The sequence below is a fragment of the Microcoleus sp. S1D4 genome (assembly GCF_036700765.1).
Lineage (GTDB): Bacteria > Cyanobacteriota > Cyanobacteriia > Cyanobacteriales > Microcoleaceae > Microcoleus.
Window position 1 is genome coordinate 32,271 of sequence record NZ_JAUBPP010000017.1, and the last position, 18,401, is coordinate 50,671.

Here is an 18,401-nt window from a genome sequence, read left to right on the forward strand (position 1 = left end):
AATCATTCCGAATTAAGCCCTTCCCCCAATTTGAATATCTCTAACTCGCACCGGCACACAAGCATGAGTCATTTGAGCAACCTGTATCGGTTCACCTTTGCCGCACATATTAGTACCGCATTGAACCCGTTCGGAAGCCGGCCCGATTGCATCTACTTGATTCCAGAAATCCGTGCTCATTGAATGATAAGTTACATCCTTCAACATACCGACAACTTTACCTTTTTCCACCTTCCAAAAAGCATCACCGCCGAATTGAAAATTGCGCCGCTGCTGGTCAATGGAAAAACTGCCTGTACCATCAATTAAAATCCCATCTTCCGTATCAGCAATCATCTGATCCAAAGTAGCAGTATGACTGCCGCCATCCGGGCCCGGTTCCAGTCCCAAATTAGGAATTCTCACCATCGGGACGCTAGACCAACTGTCAGCGCAGGCAGAACCGTTGCTGCTGGCGCGTCCGAGGCGATAAGCTGTTTCTCTGTCAGTGAGATAATCAACTAAAATTCCATCCTTGACAACGTACCAATCTTGCGATTTTACTCCCTCATCGTCGTAACCCATTGTACCGCGACCGTGGGGTTGAGTGCGATCGCACTTGAAGTTTACCCAAGGTGCAGCGTATTGCAGCTTATTTAACTTATCAGTAGTAGCAAAACTCGTGCCAGCAAAATTCGATTCGTAGCCGTAAACCCGGTCTAATTCTGTTGGATGTCCGACGGATTCGTGGATAGTCAGAAACAAATTTGTCGGCTTGAGAATCAGGGATTTGCAAATACCAGCCGGGACTTTCGGCGCAGCGACTTTTTCAATTGCTTCGGCTGCAACTCGTTCGACTTGACTAAGCAAATCGTCTGGATTAATATGTTCGTAACCGATGTTTAGCGGCGGGCGTTCGTAACTGCGACTTTGGGCATCGCCGCCCGCAATTGCCGTACAGCCAAAACCCGGATAGCTGCGGTAGATTGTTTGTTCGATTAGCGAGCCTTCTGTGGATGCAAAAACCTTGTCTTCGCGGTTGAATGTCAAAAAAGAATAAGCTTTTTTGATGCCTCGTGATTCGTGCGCTAGCAGGCGTTCGTTGATGGTTAATAAAAGTTCGGCTTTGTCAGCAACGGGGACAGAAAAGGGGTCAATTGCGATCGAACTAATGTAAGTATCGACATATTTTTCGACTGGTACTAAGCGCACCGGTTCCTTTTGAGTCAAGCGGCTGCCTTTAGCGATTTCTACAGCCAAAGCGACGATTCTGGCAACTTCTGCAGGTGTTTTGTTGTGACTGGCGGCAAAGCCCCAAGCGCCGTCTAGCAGAACTCGCACGCCAAAACCGGAACTTACATTATCGGAGATATTGCTTAAAGATCGATCGCGCGCATACAAACCTTGCCTCCGGTAACTGCAAAAGCGCACATCACCGTATTCGCACCCAGCTTTCCGAATTAACTCTACAGCTAAATTTGCCAACTCGCTAGCAGAGATTTTTGCAGTTAACAGTACCATAGTTATTCGTCGTTCGTCGTTCGTTATGAATGATTATAGCGCTGTTTAAGGATTTGAACGAACCGCGAAGACGCAAAGAGCGCAAAGGAAGACAAGAGAGAGAGAGATTTTCCCGATCTTCTTCTCTCTTCCTTCGTGTCCTTAGCGCCTTCGCGGTTTATTAAATCTCACTCCAATCCCTGCAAAACCCCAGTCAAAATTTCCACAATGCGATCGATATGTTCCTGCTCAATAATCAACGGAGGCGACAAAGCAATAATATCACCAGTCGTGCGGATCAACAACCCTTTTTCAAAGCACTGCAAGAAACAATCAAAAGCCCGTTTCCCCGGCTTCCCAGGGATAGATTCCAACTCAATCCCCGCCACAAGTCCGAGATTTCGCACATCAATGACGTGGCGCACGCCCTTCAAAGAATGAACCGCATTTTCCCAATAATCAGCCAACTTATTAGCCCGTTCAAACAGCCTTTCTTCCTCATAAATATCGAGCGTCGCCAAAGCAGCAGCGCAGGCTAGGGGATGGCCGGAATAAGTATAACCGTGAAAAAGCTCGATCGCATTTTCAGGAGCATTCATAAAAGCATCATAAATTCCCTCCTTCACAAACACCGCCCCCATCGGCACAGTACCGTTAGTTATCCCCTTCGCCACCGCCACAATATCGGGAACCACCCCAAAATATTCAGTAGCAAAACTCGAACCCAGCCGCCCGAAACCCGTAATTACCTCATCAAAAATCAGCAGAATTCCGTACTTGTCACAAATCTCCCGCAGCCGCTGCAAATAACCTTGCGGCGGAATCAAAACCCCCGTAGAACCCGCCACCGGTTCGACAATTACCGCCGCAATATTAGACGCATCATGCAAAGCCACAATCCGTTCCAATTCATCCGCCAAATGCGCGCCCCATTTCGGTTGTTTGCGGCTGAAAGCATTGTGTTCTAAATTATGAGTGTGAGGTAAATGATCCACTCCTGTCAGCAAACTGCCAAAAAACTTACGATTAGGGCCAATACCGCCGACAGAAATTCCCCCAAAACCAACGCCGTGATAACCGCGTTCCCTACCGATTAATCTTTGACGAGTTCCTTCACCTTTCGCCCGGTGATAAGCAATCGCAATTTTCAAAGCAGTGTCTACAGACTCGGAACCAGAATTAGTGAAGAAAACGCGATCGAAATTGCCCGGAATCATCTTCACCAAACGTTCCGCTAATTCAAAAGCGCCGGGGTGTCCCATCTGAAAAGGTGGGGCATAATCTAGAGTCGATACTTGCTTGTGAATTGCCTCAACAATTTTCGGGCGACAGTGCCCTGCATTCACGCACCAAAGCCCCGCAATCCCGTCGAGAATTGAGCGGTTATCATCGGTGGTAAAGTGCATATCTTTTGCCGAAACCAAGATGCGCGGATTTGCTTTAAACTGTCGGTTAGCCGTGAAAGGCATCCAATAAGCGTCCATATTTGTCATATTTTTTTATCCTTTTATTTTGATACTTTTGTGTCCAAACTATAACTTGTTACCGATTGGCGATCGCCCGACACATATTATAAGTTTACAAATATCTCTTTTAAACGAACCGCGAAGACGCAAAGAGCGCGAAGGAAGAGAAGAAAGAGCTTTTCTTATTTCCAAGCATAGTCTTTTGCTGAAGACATCTACCTATCTCCCTCTTTCTCTTCCTTCATGTCCTACCCTTCGTTTCCTTTGCGCCTTCGCGGTTCGTTAAATTTTACTCCACCGACTAATGTTGCAACAAACCAGTCAGCATTTTTACAGGCCTCTCCCCGTAGGGCCACGCGAAAGCATGGCGAAAAGCAGCATCTTGACAGGCTTGTAACTGCCGAAAATCAATGATATCCCGAGTCAACAAATTCTCATACTCAAAAGGCAGCCGCACGTTGTGCAATCCCGCATTGTCGGTACAAATAGCAATATCGACACCAGCCTCAAAACATCGATCGAACACTACCTTCAATTCCCCCATATCCTCCAATGTCCCCGTTTTGAGATAGGTAGTCGGGCAAACCTCCAAGCATTGACCTCTGCGCGCGACTTCTGGCAGCAGTTCGGGATATTTTAGCGGAATTTGAATCCCGTGGCCGATACGCATCAAATAGGGCAAAAGTTCGGGATAACAGCCAGAGGTGGTTTCGTAGAGATGGCCGGTTGTCTTAATGCCGATCGACCTTGCGTACTGATACAATCCGACAAACTCATCCAGGCGATCGCCAATAGCCGCATCGCCACCCGCAAGATCGATCGCACAAACATATTCTCCCATCTCGGCCGCCAAATCGACGATCGCCCGATTCACCTCATAGGGTAAACGCGAGTGCATACACAAAATTTGGCTAGTCACAATCGGACAATCGCCAATTTGACTGGCCTTACCCACAACCCGTACAATTTCTGCCATCAAATCAATGCGTTTTGACTGTTCCAAATGCTCTGGAGTCCGCAAATAAGGCGTATAGCGCAACTCCAAATAAGCCAGATTTTCAAATACGTAAGCGCCGCGCATCAACCGATAGATAAAATAAGGCAAAGTTTCCACAGTTTGCACGCTTTCTACCAGCGTGTGCAGTTCCAAATACTCATCTAGAGTATTGCGCGGACGAGTGTAAAAATCCTCAAACTCCGAATATTGTTGAAATCTCTCAACCATTGTGGCGTTATGGCGATCGAAATACCGCCACAGAATCCGAGGAACCACAGAACCGCCTAAATGTCGGTGCAACTCAGCGTGTAAAGTCATGGGATTTTAGATTTTAGATTTTGGATTTTGGATTGAATAATTGGGGAATAAATTACTCGACACTCAACAAGATTGCATTCATCTGCGTTTATCTCCGTACCCTTCGGGAAGTCGAAGCACATCTGCAGTTTCCCTCTCAATCAAAGATTTATGAATCTTATCTAATTACTTGGATCTTCCCTATAGTTGTATCTATTTAGAAAAGTAATCTCCTCTTAATCTTAATTCCTGCAAGCAGGTAAGCGGCCCCACATTTAAGCTGCATATTGGCAATGGACTATTCCCATTCTCCCCCTCTCCCATTCTCCCCCTCTCCCCCGATCGTGCTGGAAGTGGGTTGAAAGCGCCATAGAGCCTCAACTTTCTCAATTGTAACAAAAATATATTTGACATCCGCGACACATTCGTACATAATCGGAGTTTGTGTCAACCTGAACTGAACGCGAGAAACCCTTGGCTAACGTAGTTGTGATCGGCGCCCAGTGGGGCGATGAAGGAAAAGGCAAAATTACCGATTTGCTCAGCAAATCCGCAGATATCGTTGTACGGTACCAAGGGGGCGTCAACGCCGGTCACACCGTGGTAGTCAACGGTCAAACTTTCAAATTGCACTTAATTCCGTCCGGGATTCTCTATCCCGATACACAGTGTATCATCGGCTGCGGCACGGTAATTGACCCTAAAGTTTTAATTGCAGAGTTAGATCAGCTAGAAAAACTGAATATTTCGACTGCCTCCCTGATGATTTCAGAGACGGCTCACATCACCATGCCCTATCACCGATTAATCGATGTGGCATCGGAACAACAGCGGGGAAATTATAAAATCGGGACGACGGGACGCGGCATCGGCCCTACTTACGCCGACAAGTCGGAACGCACAGGCATTCGGATGCTCGACTTGATGGACTTGGAAGGCTTCCGAGAACAACTGGAATGGACGATTCATCATAAGAATGTCATTCTGGAAAAACTCTACAATTTGCCGCCTCTCAATCCGCAAGATGTTTTTGATGAATATCAAGTTTATGCAGAACGTTTGCGGCCGCACGTAGTAGACAGTTCCCTGAAAATTTATGAGGGACTTCACACGCGCAAAAATATTCTGTTTGAAGGCGCGCAAGGCACTTTATTAGACTTAGACCACGGCACGTATCCTTACGTTACTTCTAGCAATCCCATCGCGGGCGGCGCTTGCGTGGGAACAGGAGTCGGCCCCACAGCGATCGATCGCGTCATTGGCGTAGCAAAAGCCTACACAACCCGCGTCGGAGAAGGCCCCTTCCCTACCGAAATGGTCGATGGGATAGGCGCAGTTTTAGGCGAAAGAGGTGCAGAATTCGGCACCACAACCGGCCGGAAACGTCGCTGCGGCTGGTTCGACGCAGTAATCGGCCGCTACGCAGTCCGCATCAACGGCCTTGACTGTCTGGCAATTACCAAACTCGATGTTTTGGATGAATTAGAAGAAATAAAAGTTTGTGTTGCTTACGAAATTAACGGCGAACGCTGTATAGATTTCCCGAAAAGTTCCCGGATATTTGCTCAGTGCAAGCCCATTTACGAAACCCTTCCCGGTTGGAAACAGTCTACGGAAGATTGCCGCAAGTTGGAAGATTTGCCGTCACAAGCATTGGATTATCTCAAGTTTTTGGCGGACTTAATGGAAGTGCCGATCGCAATTGTATCTCTCGGAGCCAGCCGCGACCAAACTATCATTGTCGAAGACCCAATTCATGGGCCCAAGCGCGCTTTGCTGTCTGCTGACGGCCATCCCGCAGCCAAAGCATTTTAGATTGCCGATTTGGGATTTTAGATTGAAGAAGACCGAGAAGATAGCGGGAGAGGGGAAGAATCGTAGGTGTCAACAGTCTGAGAATTAGCCCGCCGATCCCCCCTAGCCCCCCTTAAGAAGGGGGGAACCAGAGTCCTCAAAGTCCCCCTTTTTAAGGGGGATTTAGGGGGATCGAGGCTCCGATATAAACTACAGATACAAAGGTTTTTAGGCCATTGTTGACACGCCTTGGGAAGAATGCCCAATGACCAATAACAACTGTCAACTGACCAATAATATCAATTCCGGTTGTATCGGAATGATTTAACCGCAGAGAACGCAGAGGACGCGGAGGGAGAGAAGAGAGAGATGAATGATTCCGATGCTGACGGAACTGATATAACAACTGTCAACTGTCAACGGTCAACGGTCAACTGTCAAATCTTCAGCGACTTTAATTAAGTTCGATCGCGCTTTGCACAAATTTGATAAAATGTAAAAACAATCAACAGAAAGTAATAAAATGGAACTCGCAGTAGAATGTCAAAAGCGGGCAGAAGGCAGCAAGCCTAACGCCCTTCGCCGCTCAGGATTGATTCCCGCCGTCCTCTACGGCCACAAAGGCTCTGAATCCATAGCCCTTACCGTCAAAGCCAAAACAGTTGAAAGCCTGCTCAAAAAGCACGTAGTCAACAACGCCCTAATTGACCTCAGTATTCCCGACCTCTCTTGGAGCGGAAAAACCTTGCTCCGAGAAGTTCAAGTTCATCCTTGGAAGGGCTATCCTTACCACCTGAGCTTTTTCTCCGTCGCGAGTCAAGACAGCCTGGAAGTTGAAGTGTCGCTGAGTTTTGTCGGCGAATCTGTCGGTGTCAAGTTAGAAGGCGGCATCTTGGATACCGTGCTGACCCAACTAGCAGTTAAGTGCAAACCTGACAGCATTCCTGAATCAATAGAAGTAGATATTTCTAATTTAAAAGTAGGGGATGCGCTGCACATTGAGGAATTAGTTTTGCCTGCGGGAGTGGTAGCTCTCGGCGAACCAACTCAGGTGGTTGTTAGCGTGCTGGGAATTCAAGCAGGTTCTGAAGCCGAAGACGTAGAAGAAGAAGCAGCAGCCGCGGCAGGAGCTTGATTAGTAATTACTAATAGTTGTTAACTAATTGTTGACAAAAAGGCGATCGCACGACTTGGGAAAATGGCGATCGTTTTTTGCTAAAAAGACTCTTCTCCTTTGGGTGCGATCGCACGGCTAATGTCAAATGATTGTTGATAATTGGTATTATATTGTGTCCGGTCAATTGACAGCAATGTTTTTATTACGATCGCCTACCGGACACGATATTACTGCGAATTATGCCGATCGCACTTTCTCAACTGGGCATTGAATCTGCCCTCGCACCCATTGACGAAAATCAATCTCTGCGGCAACTTCATCAATGAAAGCCACTTCTAGAAACCGGAATAAATCCGTTTTTTCAATGATGCCAAAAGTCGGAGATCGATCGCACTCGACATAGCCCCCATCAACTAATTGCAGAATCCGCCATACCCGCCCGTTAAACCGCCAAAACTCAGGCACTCCCATACTTGCATAGAGTGTATTTTTATTGATATCGGTATTAGTAATATCCACTTCCACGACTAAATCGGGCGCTGGATCGACATTTAAATTAACCGGGCGATCGGCAACTAAGGCATAATTCTGGATGTAATACCCATTGTCTGGCTCGGCGCTCTTGAGTAGGTCTTCGCGATCGAGTGTAGTCGATCCCATCGTCTTAATTTTCATCCCCATTTCAACCACAAGGATTCTGATAAAGAGTTCTATCAAGCGAGCAGAGCGTTCGTGTTCTTCCAGGGGCATAGTAATTTCTAACGCTCCGTTATCGTAGGTGAAGCGGGCGCGGGTGCGATCCGCCAGCAAACTTTGAATTTGCTTGAAGGCGCGCCAATCGAGATCGCGAAATATCAGGCGCTTTTCACCGACAAGTTGAGGTGGTGGCTCTAATAACATCAAAATCACCGCAATTTGAGGAAAAGTTGACAGAACATTTACTGTTGACTTATTGTAATATCTTTCTTCAATACTGCCGTGTCCGGGATTTCGTTCTGGAAACGGCACTGCCTTATCCGGGATTTCCGTAGGAAACGGCACTGCCGTATCCTCTTTCCCAAGAAATAAGGACACGGCAATGCCGTTTCCCTACATTTTAGAAATAAGGACAATACCTATATTTAGCAGCCAAATCCACAAAACATCCCAGCAACCCGGTTTCTCCCCAGCACCCGAAGTCAAAAAAATTAATAATTAGGGGAACAACCCTGCTACTGTTAGTGTCAAACGCGAGTATAATTGTGAAACGCTTTAACTACCCTATTTAATTGCTGCCTCAGTCGCCACCGCCCCTATGCCATCAACAGTAAATACAGAATCAACAGCGGTTCAATTTAACCAACAGGGAGAAATATATTTATCCCAAGGAAAATTAGAAGAAGCGATCGCCTCCTGCGAGCAAGCTTTGAAAATGCACCCCAATTTTGCACCCGCTTACAAGACTTTGGGTAAGGCGCTGCAAGCTCAAGGCAGGATGGAAGAGGCGCGGCACTGGTACGCTAAAGCTGTGGAAATAGAACCGAATTTTGCGGAAGTATACGCGAATTTGGGCAGCCTTAGCGCGCAGCAGGAAAAATGGCAGGAGGCGATCGGATTTTATCAAAAGGCGATCGCCCTGAAACCGAATTTCGCCGGAGTATACCGCAATTTAGCAAAAGTATTCGGACAAATTGGCAAAGGGGCAGAATCTCAGGAATGCTGGTATCGCGCATTTTCTTTGGAACCGGAAACAGCCAAGCCCTCGGAACATTTGAGTATGGGCGATGCTTTTTTCCGCCAGGAAAGGTTGCCCGAAGCTATTTCTTGTTACGATCGCGCCATAAAATTAAATCCTAATCTGGCGCAAGCCTACCAAAATATCGGCGAAGCCCTCAAAAAACAAGGCAAGTTAGAAGAAGCCACAGTATATTATCGCAAAGCTATTGAACTGAACGCAGCTAATGCTAGAAATGGCAGCGATGGAGAGCAAACTTTGGCTGGTGCAACCGCGACAAATGGTGCTGCTAAGCCGCCACAAGTTCAACAACAAATACCGCAACAGGTTCAACCACCACAAGTTCAACAACAAATACCTGAGCAAATATTGCGGAAAATACCGCAAGAAATACTGAAACAAATACCGCAACAACTTCAACAACAGCTTGGGCGTCAACAAGTTCAGCAACCTGTTAATGCTGGAATTACTACAGAAGATCCAGAAGCATACAAAATACTCGCAGAAGGTTATTTTGCTCAGGGTAAATGGGAACAGGCAATTTCTGCTTGCAAGAAAGCTCTACAAATTAAGCCGGAAGCGCCGCTTTACAAAATGCTCGGCAACGCCCTGCAAGCGGTTGGAAAAATTGATGAAGCTAAAAGTTGCTATGTCAAAGCAATAGAAATTAATCCGAATTTTGCTGAAGCTTATGCTAATTACGGCAGCATTTGCGCGCAGCAGGAACAGTGGCAGCAAGCGGTTTCTGCTTACGAAAAGGCGATCGCCCTGAAGCCGGATTTCGCCGGCGCTTTCCGCAATTTTGCAAAACTTTTAACTCAATTAGGGAAGTCTGAGGCGGCTGCTGAGGCTTTGTACCGGGCCTATGCGATCGACCCCAAGTCTGGCACCGCCGAGGAACACGAGAATTTAGCCAAAACTTTGATCGAGCAAGGTAAGGTAAATCAAGGTATTGACTGTTACCGGCGCGCGGTTGAGTTGAACCCAAATGCTGGTGCAGCTTATCATGAATTGGGCGAAATTCTCAGAAGTCAAGAACAGTGGGAAGCGGCGGTAGATGCTTACAGCAACGCTATTAGAAATAATCCCGAACTTTCTTGGTCGCACAACAATTTAGCTGAGTCGCTGGTTAAGTTGGAACGGTGGGAGGAAGCTGTAAATGCTTACCGCAAGGCGATCGAATTAAATCCTGATTTTAGCTGGTCTCACAACAATTTAGCTGATGTTTTGCTGAAGTTGGAACGGTGGGAAGAAGCTGTAAATGCTTACCGCAAAGCAACAGAATTAAATCCAGATTTCAGTTGGTCGCACAACTATTTAGCAGATGCGCTGATTAAATTGGAACGGTGGGAAGAGGCAATTTCGGCTTACCAAAGGTCGATCGAACTGAATCCCGACCATTTTTGGGCGCACAACAATCTAGCAGAAACGCTGGTGAATTTGGAACGCTGGGATGAGGCGGTTGTTGCGTACCGGCGGGCTAACGAAGTTAATCCGAATTTCTTCTGGTCGCAGAGCAAGTTGGGCGACGCGCTGCTAGAAATGGAAAGGTGGGAGGAGGCGATCGCAGTTTACCGTCGCGCGGCCGAGTTAAATCCTGATTTTCCGTGGACTTATTACAACATGGGGACGGCTCTGGAGAAGCTGGAACGGTGGGATGAGGCGATCGCTTCTTACCGCCGTGCTGTGGAAATTCAGCCAGATTTGCCGTGGATTTCGCAAAAGCTGGCTGATGCTTTGAGGATGCGATCGCAGTGGGATTTGCAGCAGTCAATGGGTTTGTACCGAAAGGCGATTCTGGAGAATCCCGAGGATGTGCAGTTGTATCACAAGGCGCTGGAGATTGCGCCGAATGATGCTGACCTTTATGTTGAGTTGGCGAATGCTTTGGTGCGGCAGAGTTGGCCGGATGGGGCGATCGTCTTTTATCAGATGGCGTTGCAGGTAAATCCCCAATGCGGTAAGGCACATTTGCAGTTGGGGCTGATCTTCGCGCAGAAGAATGACACAAATCGGGCGATCGCTTGTTACCGCCGCGCTATAGAGGGCAATCCTGAGAAGTATGAGGCTTATCACCTATTGGGCGATGTTCTGGCAAGGCAGGGTCAGCGGGAAGAAGCGATCGCTCTTTACCGCCGCGCTATTGAATTGAATCCAAACTACAGTTGGTCTTCTCATTGTATAGGGGAAAGCCTAATAGTACAAGGTTTTCTGGATGAGGCGATCGAGATGTTCCGGCGAGCCATTGAATTGAACCCAAACTGCCCTGCGACCTACAATAATTTAGGCGATGCTTTGGCTAAACAGGGTAAAGTAGATGAAGCTAGTGCTGCTTACCGTCGAGCTGTTGAGCTTGAAACCTAAATTTTCTGAGGTTCAAAAATTTAGTTCCTTTGAGAACAAACACCTCTAAATGTAGCTTGAAGGAGAAACACTGCTTTGTACCTTGTTATGACGAAAATATTTGAATTGTTGAGCCGGAGCAAGTGAAAAAATATGCCTAACGATCTTACTGCTGGAACCATTCAATCCCGCATTCTTCAATACGCTTCCCTCAAACATGAGTTGAAAACAGACAGTCCTCAGCAACATAAATTAACAACTTTAAATGTTGTTCTTTCTGACGCCGAAGGAACGGTAAAAATAGCAATCAAGGAGGCGCATGAACCCAACAGTTTATTTCCTCCCACAGTAGATGAGACTTTTTTTGAAGTAGAAACTTCTGCTTTAGAGTCTGTACTGGTAGGGATTCCCAAAATCGATGCGATTAACTTAGACGCGAAAGGTGCTGCACCTTTAATTTTCCATGAGATGCAAAATATTCTCAAACAAAATCCTCAAATAACTATGTACATAGTTTTTAACTCTACGGATTTCGACCGCAGCGGAAGTTATTCAAAAAACTTTATTTATGAGCTTTTTAAAAGCGGTTTTTCGATCACGACAATGAACAGTAGAGGAAAAGTTACAGGAATTTCAGAAGCGGAATTACTCGGCAGCGCTACAGTAAAATTAGTTTGCAGTAAAATCAGGAAATCAAGTCAACGTCAACAGTTAGTTTCGGCTATACAACAACCCGTAAATTATGAGTTCTCTTCTCACCTACCAAATCACAATCAAGCAATTGATGCAGTAGATAATACCGACATTGAGGAAATAGTTAGCCAGAACATAACTACCCTTGAACCGACACCATCAAACAAAGGAACAATTCAACCTGCGAAGTTAACAGCGAATACAGACCAATTTAAACTAGCCCTTACTTTGTCAGGAATCGCTCCTCAAAAAGAGACATTAAAAACTCAGGAAGTAGAGTTAGAAACAAAAAAAAATGTAAGGACGCAAGAGGAACAAGAACAGTATTTATACCAACCAGGTGTTGCTGATAAAAGTTTTCCTGAGAACGTGGAAGACATCAAAAAAAGCGGATATAAAGTAGTAGCTTCAGGAATCGACAATACTTCGCCAGAAGTTGTAGCAGCTATAGTTAAAATAGCCGAGCAAGAAGAAATGGATTTTAAACCTTATGAAGTCGATGGAGACAATTCGATGACTATTCAACTTAGCGACGAAACTTTTTTGCAATCAACTAACAGCCTCAGCGACGAAGCTTTTTTGCAAGCAGCTTACCGCACCTATTTGAACCGCGAACCAGATGAGTTGGGCAAACAGTCATATTGTCAGTATCTAGGTGGTGACCAAAATAAACGCCAGCATATTATTGACGCATTCCGGCAATCATCAGAATTTAAATTATTGAAGGAATTTGACTATTCTAAATATCCCCAGCGTTTAAATCTCGGCTGTGGATTCGATATCAAACTTGGTTACTTAAATGTAGACCTTCACTCCGGTCACAATCCAGACTTAGTAGCAGACATCCGATGTCTAAATATGCTACCTTCAGGTTTTTATGAAGAAATAATAGCTCAGGATTGCTTAGAACATCTTCCCAGGGCCGAGACACAATTAACGATTAAAGAATGGGCGCGCTTGTTGAAAATCGGAGGTATATTGCAACTTAGGGTTCCGAGCCTCATCGATTTACTTGAACTATTCAAAGAAGAAGTATATCAAACAGTGGAGCTTCAAGAAAAATTAGTTCAATGTTTATTTGGAACCCAAGCCTATGATGGAGATTGGCATTTTACTGGGTTTACAAAAATTTTATTGACTAACTATTTAGAAGTGGCGGGTTTTGCAAATATAGAGTTTAAGCTGAAAGATGGTTGGTTGTTTGACGTTACTGCTGAAAAAGTCGGTTGAAGTACAAATAAGTTAATAATTATGAAGATTGCTATCCTTGCTCCTAGTGCTGTTCCGTTTCGGATTGGAGGTGCTGAAAACCTCTGGTGGGGACTTCTGCACCACATAAACCAGCACACTGCACACCAAGCTGATCTAATCAAATTGCCCAGCCCTGAGAGTAATTTCGATGAACTTATCGATAATTACTGGCATTTTTCGCAGTTGGATCTGAGCCACTTTGATTTAGTTATTTCTGGTAAATACCCGTCTTGGATGGTTCAGCATCCCAACCATATCTGCTATATGCTGCACAAGTTGCGGGGCTTGTACGACACTTATCCAGCAAGCTGGCCAGAAACATACGCGACAGATAATCGGGAAATTTCTGGCTTGCAGAAATTTATGCAAAAAAACACTGGTTCCAGGGATTCGCTGAGCGAGTTTTATCAAAAAATTAATCAGCTTCGTTCTTGTCGGGAGTATTTGCCAGCCGATGCTTTCCAGTTTCCAGGCCCGCTAATCCGCGAGATAGTTCATTACTTAGATAGTATCGGATTGGCACCGAGTGCTGTCAAGAAATATGCTGCGATCGCTCACAACGTTGCCAATCGCAAAGATTATTTCCCCCCAGGCTGTCGAGTTGAAACTATTTACCCGCCTCCCATCCTTAAAAATCTGCGTTCCGGCAAAACTGATTATTTATTTACAGCGAGTCGCTTGGAGTACGGCAGCAAGCGAATCGGTGTATTAATAGAAGCAATGAAATATGTCAAAACCGATATTAAATTTAAAATTGCAGGCACTGGCGATGAACTGAATTATCTTAAAGAAATGGCAGGAGACGATCGAAGAATTATTTTTCTGGGTTTTGTTAACGATCGCGAACTTGAAGAACTATATGCTGATGCTTTTGCTGTACTTTATATTCCCTATGATGAAGATTACGGATTAATTACTGTAGAGGCAATGATGAGTGGAAAGCCTGTGATTACTGCTACAGATTCAGGTGGACCGAACGAGTTTGTTCGCAATGGAGAAACGGGATATTCCGTGCCGCTAGATCCCAAAATAATTGCTGAACGTATTGATTATCTGTGCGAATATCCCGATGAAGCACAGCGGATGGGAACGGTCGGCAAAAAATTGGTTGGGGACATTACCTGGGAAAATGCTGTTGCCCGCTTGCTGGGCGAAACTGTTCGCTACACCGCGAATACAGCAGTACAAAAACGCAAGAAAATTACTGTAGCTTTGACTTATCCAATTTTCCCTCCAAGCGGTGGTGGTCAAAGTCGAGTATTTCACCTTTATCGGCATTTGGCTAAGAAATTTGACGTTGAATTAGTCACATTTACTGATAGTGGAGAGGCATTTCAAGGCGAAATTGCTCCCGGAGTTTGGGAAACCAGAATCCCCCAATCACCGCAGCATTTAGAAGCAGAAGCATCTATCAGGTCGAGGACAGGGGTACTGCAAATTACAGATGTAGTTATGCCTCAGCTATACCGTTTGACACCTGCTTATGTGGAAGCTCTCAGGAAAGCAGCAAGTGATTCAGATTTGATTGTGGCTTGCAATTCCTATCTTTTGCCTGCAATTCAAGAAGTATGCGATCGCCCTATTTGGTATGAAGCCCATGACGTGCAAGTGGATGTCAAGAAAAATATTTTTGCAGCTTATGAAAAAGGAGGTGAACTTTTAGAAGCCGCTCGCAAAGTTGAAAGTGAATGCTGCCAAGTCAGCGATTTAATTGTGGTATGTTGCTACAATGATGCTGTGCGGCTGAAAGAAATCTACGGCACTGACTTAAATAAGTTTGTTGAAGTTCCTAACGGAGTAGACTTAGATGCGGTTAGCTATGTTTCGCCAGCCCAGCGGATTTTTCATAAAAAACAGCTCGGCTTGCAGGGGAGTTTTACAGCATTATTTATTGGCAGTTGGCACGCTCCGAATGTAGAGGCTGTCCGCTATATATTAAATGCCGCCGCGAGAATGCCGGAGGTTAATTTCTTAATTGTTGGGAATGTTTGTTGGGCTTTTTCTGGAGAACAGCTTCCCTTGAATGTTAGCTTTATGGGATTGGTGAATGATGAGATCAAAAATGTTGTTTTGGGAGTAGCTGACGCGGCATTGAATCCAGTGATGTCCGGGTCGGGGACTAACTTGAAGATGCTGGATTACTTGGCAGCCGGGATTCCGATTATTACTACTCCTTTCGGAGCGAGGGGTTTAGATCTTGAGCATGAAAAGCACTGCATCATAGCCGGAATCGATCATTTTTATGAGGCGATCTCCAGTCTAAAAGAGGAAGATATTTCCGCCACAAGCAGCAGAATTGAGAATGCTAGACAATATGTTGAACAAAAGTTTGACTGGGCAGTGATAGCTAATAATTTTCTCGAATACCTCAAACACCTGCGGATAGGAAATTAAATCGAGGATCGGGGCTTACCTTTACATCATGGATTGCTAACAAACCTGGGGTGATACATGGAAATAGGGAGGCTGATGTTAGCAATGCTCAAAGATATTGGAGAGAGAGTCGATAAAACATTAGACCTCTTGCAAAAATTTTTTCATCAATTCATGGGACGGGCAGGATGCCCATTCCACAAGAAAAAATAAATCTTGTGAGATGGGCATCTTGCCTGTCCTAATTATTTTTGCAAGAGGTCTATTGTGCCGCCATTCTTCATGTCTTTGGAGTATATTGTTGATGATGAGACGAGTACCTCTCATGCACCTAATCGCAACTATCATTGTGGTTGGAAAGTCGCTGGTCAGGAAGCCATGAAAATCCTAAAACAGTTACGAAAAAAGGGGGAGAGGCAGTTATCTACTTCTTGAAAACTCAAGCAAGATTGATGTTAATTATTTGATCTTGGACTGGGGGGAAGCAAGTTTCTGGTAGCGATCTAGTTCCATCTGCACTTGATGTGCTGTATTCTTCCAAGCTTGAGCTTGGGATTCAAAGTAATTTGCTTGAGCTTTAAAGTAATCTTTGGAGCTATAAAAGTTGTTTGTTGTCCACATATTCATAATATGTTCTAGGCGGCTTCTAACTTTTTTGCCGATCGTCTGCGGACTCAATAAAGACTTCAACTCGCTAGCTGCTCTTGCACCTACTTCCTGGGCTTGCGGATAATTGTGAAAGACGTAATACATGAGAGCAGCAGCGTGTTCGATATCAGCTTCCGCCCAAGTGTTCCCTTTTTTGTAAGGCCCCTGCTCTTCTACAAGCGTCACCAAATCGTATTTAACTAAAAAACTATTGCCGACATTCATAAATTCCATATTAGACGAGTAAGCCGTGGCGATTACTGGCTTGCCGTAAAACATAGCTTCAGCCATTGTCAGCCCGAAACCTTCAGCCCGATGCAGCGATACATAGCAGTCAGAATTGTAAATTAAGGCATTCACCTCTTCCTTCATCAAATGCCCCTCTATCAGGTGAACTGACGGATAGTTTGCCACTAACTCCTTAAATTTATCTCGCTGGTGAGGATAGTGCTCCGAGTTAGAAAACTTTATGACCAGCAAAACATCGTTATTTGACTCGCCGAAAGCTTGGATAAATGCCTGAACTACTCCTTCGGGATTTTTTCTTTCAAAGGTGCTCAGAGAGTCAAACATAAAAAGAAAAATAAACTTATCTGTAGGCAAACCTAAAGCTTCTTTTCCCAAAGAAGGCTGGGGCAGATCGAGGCTAGGCATGATCTTAATCACGGGGATAGGCGACACCGCTGCGATCGCTTCTGCTGAGTGATTGCTGTAAGTCCATATCTCGTCAAAGAAATCGAAAGCAAACCGCCACTCTGGAGGAAATGTCGGCAGTTCCCAAGCCCAACATCCAATATTGTAGTGATTTTGAAAATAACTTTTACCAAAAGCATCAATAAATGTACCCAGGGACTCGGCATTCACGTTGACCAAATTAATTGCATAGGGGTTTTCAGCCGCAAAATCTTCCTCTTTGTGGCTGGTATCTAAGTTCCGGTGCCACTGGACATTCAGGCTATTAACTGTGTAGGGAATGCCCGCAGCTTTGATGGATCTAATATTCGCTCTGACACCTTCCCCAAGCCCAAACTCACCTTTGACAAAACCGCCTATATTAACTCCAAAATTAGAGTTTAATGTTTCCTTGTTCATAGCACATCTCCCGTTATTCATAATTTAACTCACTCACGATCAAGTGCGGTCTTGCGGTATGCAAGTCAACAGCCGCAGCGGTTGCTTACAATTCTATCTTTGCCGAGCCAGAGCTTGCTCCAGCTCCTTTTGAAGCTGGTGTGCCATCTGTCTCACAGCCAGATATTTGGATTGCAGCCAATCTTTTTCTGCCTGAACTTCCTGCATCAAAGTTTGAATCCGCTTCAATTCCTCCTGAGTTTGGCTTAGTTGCTCTTGCACTCCCTGCAATTGCTCAATTTTCCCTTGCATCAATTGTACAAAAGCGTGAGATTCCTCTAACTCTTCCTCAGAAGTGTGAAGTTGAGCAGCAACCGTTGATACCAGGAAAATAAAGTCAGGGGACTGTTCTAATTCTTCTCCTGTTTGGAGTTTTGGCTGAGATGTCTCTAATTCTCCTGCAAACAGAGGGATAGGCTCTGCATTTAAGTTTAATTGAAAATCGAACGTATTCTTCCACTCTGTCATTTTTAGTTTCTCGCTTGCGCCAAATAGATATTTTAATTTTTGCCTCAACTTATCAAAAAGATTTCAGCAATGTGTGAACCGGATACTAGAACCTGCCAATCAAATTTATCTTCATACCAGAGCGACAAAGCGATTGACTTAGAATCAAACTTCCCAGAGGCTTGCACAACATTCAAATTTTAAATAAGTTTACCTTGGTAATAAGGCGGCGCATTAATTGTTTCCACTCTTCTGAATTCGTCAAGGCATGGCTGTCAAGCTGCCCACCTTTCTCCGAGGAAAAAGTGCTAAAACCCTCTAACCAATTACTTACTGTTTCAGTTCGCGATAAAGACGTAAATTTCAAAGATTCCTGCAAGCACTCCCGCATTTTTTTCAAATCGCCGCTGCGATATGCATACCATCCCTCCCACACTAATAGTCTGTAATGCATTTGACCGTTTCCATTTACCTGATTAGCAACAGCTTGTTGATATTCTGCTCGCTGCAATTCCCAGTGAACCCGCTCTCCTTGAGTCTGAGACTGTTCCAATTCCCCCTGAGTTTGGTGCAGTTGAGTCTGAGACTGTTCCAATTCCCCCTGAGTTTGGTGCAGTTGAGTCTGAGACTGTTCCAATTCCCCCTGAGTTT

General features: G+C 45.1%; 11 protein-coding genes and 1 pseudogene. 5 read left to right on the plus strand and 7 right to left on the minus strand.

All coding sequences use genetic code 11. The annotated features are described in order from the left end of the window. Nucleotides 1-12: 12 nt before the first annotated feature. From QT998_RS18245 to QT998_RS18255, 3 genes are all read right to left on the minus strand, one after another. Nucleotides 13-1,500, minus strand: coding sequence for a TldD/PmbA family protein (locus QT998_RS18245; protein WP_333116754.1), 1,488 nt, complete (start codon nucleotides 1,498-1,500; stop codon nucleotides 13-15). A 167-nt stretch (nucleotides 1,501-1,667) separates the two neighbouring features. Continuing rightward, nucleotides 1,668-2,972, minus strand: a complete 1,305-nt coding sequence (locus tag QT998_RS18250) for an aspartate aminotransferase family protein (protein ID WP_333116757.1) — start codon at nucleotides 2,970-2,972, stop codon at nucleotides 1,668-1,670. A gap of 274 nt (nucleotides 2,973-3,246) precedes the next feature. Beyond that, nucleotides 3,247-4,260, minus strand: a complete 1,014-nt coding sequence (locus tag QT998_RS18255; RefSeq protein ID WP_333116759.1) for an adenosine deaminase — start codon at nucleotides 4,258-4,260, stop codon at nucleotides 3,247-3,249. Nucleotides 4,261-4,713: 453 nt separating this feature from the next. Here QT998_RS18255 and QT998_RS18260 point away from each other — a divergent pair, with 453 nt between their 5' ends. Both QT998_RS18260 and QT998_RS18265 read left to right on the plus strand, forming a co-directional pair. Continuing rightward, nucleotides 4,714-6,054, plus strand: a complete 1,341-nt coding sequence (locus QT998_RS18260; protein WP_333116762.1) for an adenylosuccinate synthase — start codon at nucleotides 4,714-4,716, stop codon at nucleotides 6,052-6,054. Nucleotides 6,055-6,556: 502 nt separating this feature from the next. Beyond that, nucleotides 6,557-7,168, plus strand: a complete 612-nt coding sequence (locus tag QT998_RS18265) for a 50S ribosomal protein L25/general stress protein Ctc (RefSeq protein ID WP_333091663.1) — start codon at nucleotides 6,557-6,559, stop codon at nucleotides 7,166-7,168. Nucleotides 7,169-7,387: 219 nt separating this feature from the next. On the opposite strand, the gene QT998_RS18270 is transcribed toward QT998_RS18265, so the two are convergent. Beyond that, on the minus strand, nucleotides 7,388-8,224 hold the full coding sequence (locus tag QT998_RS18270; protein WP_333116765.1) for a Uma2 family endonuclease: 837 nt from the start codon (nucleotides 8,222-8,224) through the stop codon (nucleotides 7,388-7,390). 220 nt (nucleotides 8,225-8,444) lie between these two features. Here QT998_RS18270 and QT998_RS18275 point away from each other — a divergent pair, with 220 nt between their 5' ends. From QT998_RS18275 to QT998_RS18285, 3 genes are all read left to right on the plus strand, one after another. Further along, on the plus strand, nucleotides 8,445-11,228 hold the full coding sequence (locus QT998_RS18275; protein ID WP_333116768.1) for a tetratricopeptide repeat protein: 2,784 nt from the start codon (nucleotides 8,445-8,447) through the stop codon (nucleotides 11,226-11,228). 132 nt (nucleotides 11,229-11,360) lie between these two features. Further along, nucleotides 11,361-13,130 (plus strand): DUF4214 domain-containing protein, encoded by a 1,770-nt coding sequence (locus QT998_RS18280; protein ID WP_333116770.1) that lies wholly within the window; start codon nucleotides 11,361-11,363, stop codon nucleotides 13,128-13,130. Nucleotides 13,131-13,151: 21 nt separating this feature from the next. Then, entirely contained in the window at nucleotides 13,152-15,545 is a 2,394-nt protein-coding gene (locus QT998_RS18285; RefSeq protein WP_333116772.1) for a glycosyltransferase family 4 protein, read from the plus strand. 438 nt (nucleotides 15,546-15,983) lie between these two features. Here the strand turns inward: QT998_RS18285 and QT998_RS18290 are convergent, their stop codons facing one another. The 3 genes and pseudogenes from QT998_RS18290 to QT998_RS18300 form a co-directional block, all read right to left on the minus strand. Further along, entirely contained in the window at nucleotides 15,984-17,264 is a 1,281-nt protein-coding gene (locus QT998_RS18290; RefSeq protein ID WP_333116774.1) for a glycosyltransferase, read from the minus strand. 93 nt (nucleotides 17,265-17,357) lie between these two features. Next, the gene (locus tag QT998_RS18295) at nucleotides 17,358-17,771 is read right to left on the minus strand and encodes a hypothetical protein (RefSeq protein WP_333116776.1); all 414 of its coding nucleotides are present in this window, start codon (nucleotides 17,769-17,771) and stop codon (nucleotides 17,358-17,360) included. Nucleotides 17,772-17,943: 172 nt separating this feature from the next. Next, nucleotides 17,944-18,401 (minus strand): annotated as a pseudogene (locus QT998_RS18300) (chromosome partitioning protein ParA); the annotation flags it as partial.

Coding starts and splice junctions, on each gene's coding strand:
- QT998_RS18245 (WP_333116754.1), bottom strand. CDS start 1,500: ATGGTACTGTTAACTGCAAAAATCTCTGCTAGCGAGTTGGCAAATTTA.
- QT998_RS18250 (WP_333116757.1), bottom strand. CDS start 2,972: ATGACAAATATGGACGCTTATTGGATGCCTTTCACGGCTAACCGACAG.
- QT998_RS18255 (WP_333116759.1), bottom strand. CDS start 4,260: ATGACTTTACACGCTGAGTTGCACCGACATTTAGGCGGTTCTGTGGTT.
- QT998_RS18265 (WP_333091663.1), top strand. CDS start 6,557: ATGGAACTCGCAGTAGAATGTCAAAAGCGGGCAGAAGGCAGCAAGCCT.
- QT998_RS18275 (WP_333116768.1), top strand. CDS start 8,445: ATGCCATCAACAGTAAATACAGAATCAACAGCGGTTCAATTTAACCAA.
- QT998_RS18280 (WP_333116770.1), top strand. CDS start 11,361: ATGCCTAACGATCTTACTGCTGGAACCATTCAATCCCGCATTCTTCAA.
- QT998_RS18285 (WP_333116772.1), top strand. CDS start 13,152: ATGAAGATTGCTATCCTTGCTCCTAGTGCTGTTCCGTTTCGGATTGGA.
- QT998_RS18290 (WP_333116774.1), bottom strand. CDS start 17,264: ATGAACAAGGAAACATTAAACTCTAATTTTGGAGTTAATATAGGCGGT.
- QT998_RS18295 (WP_333116776.1), bottom strand. CDS start 17,771: ATGACAGAGTGGAAGAATACGTTCGATTTTCAATTAAACTTAAATGCA.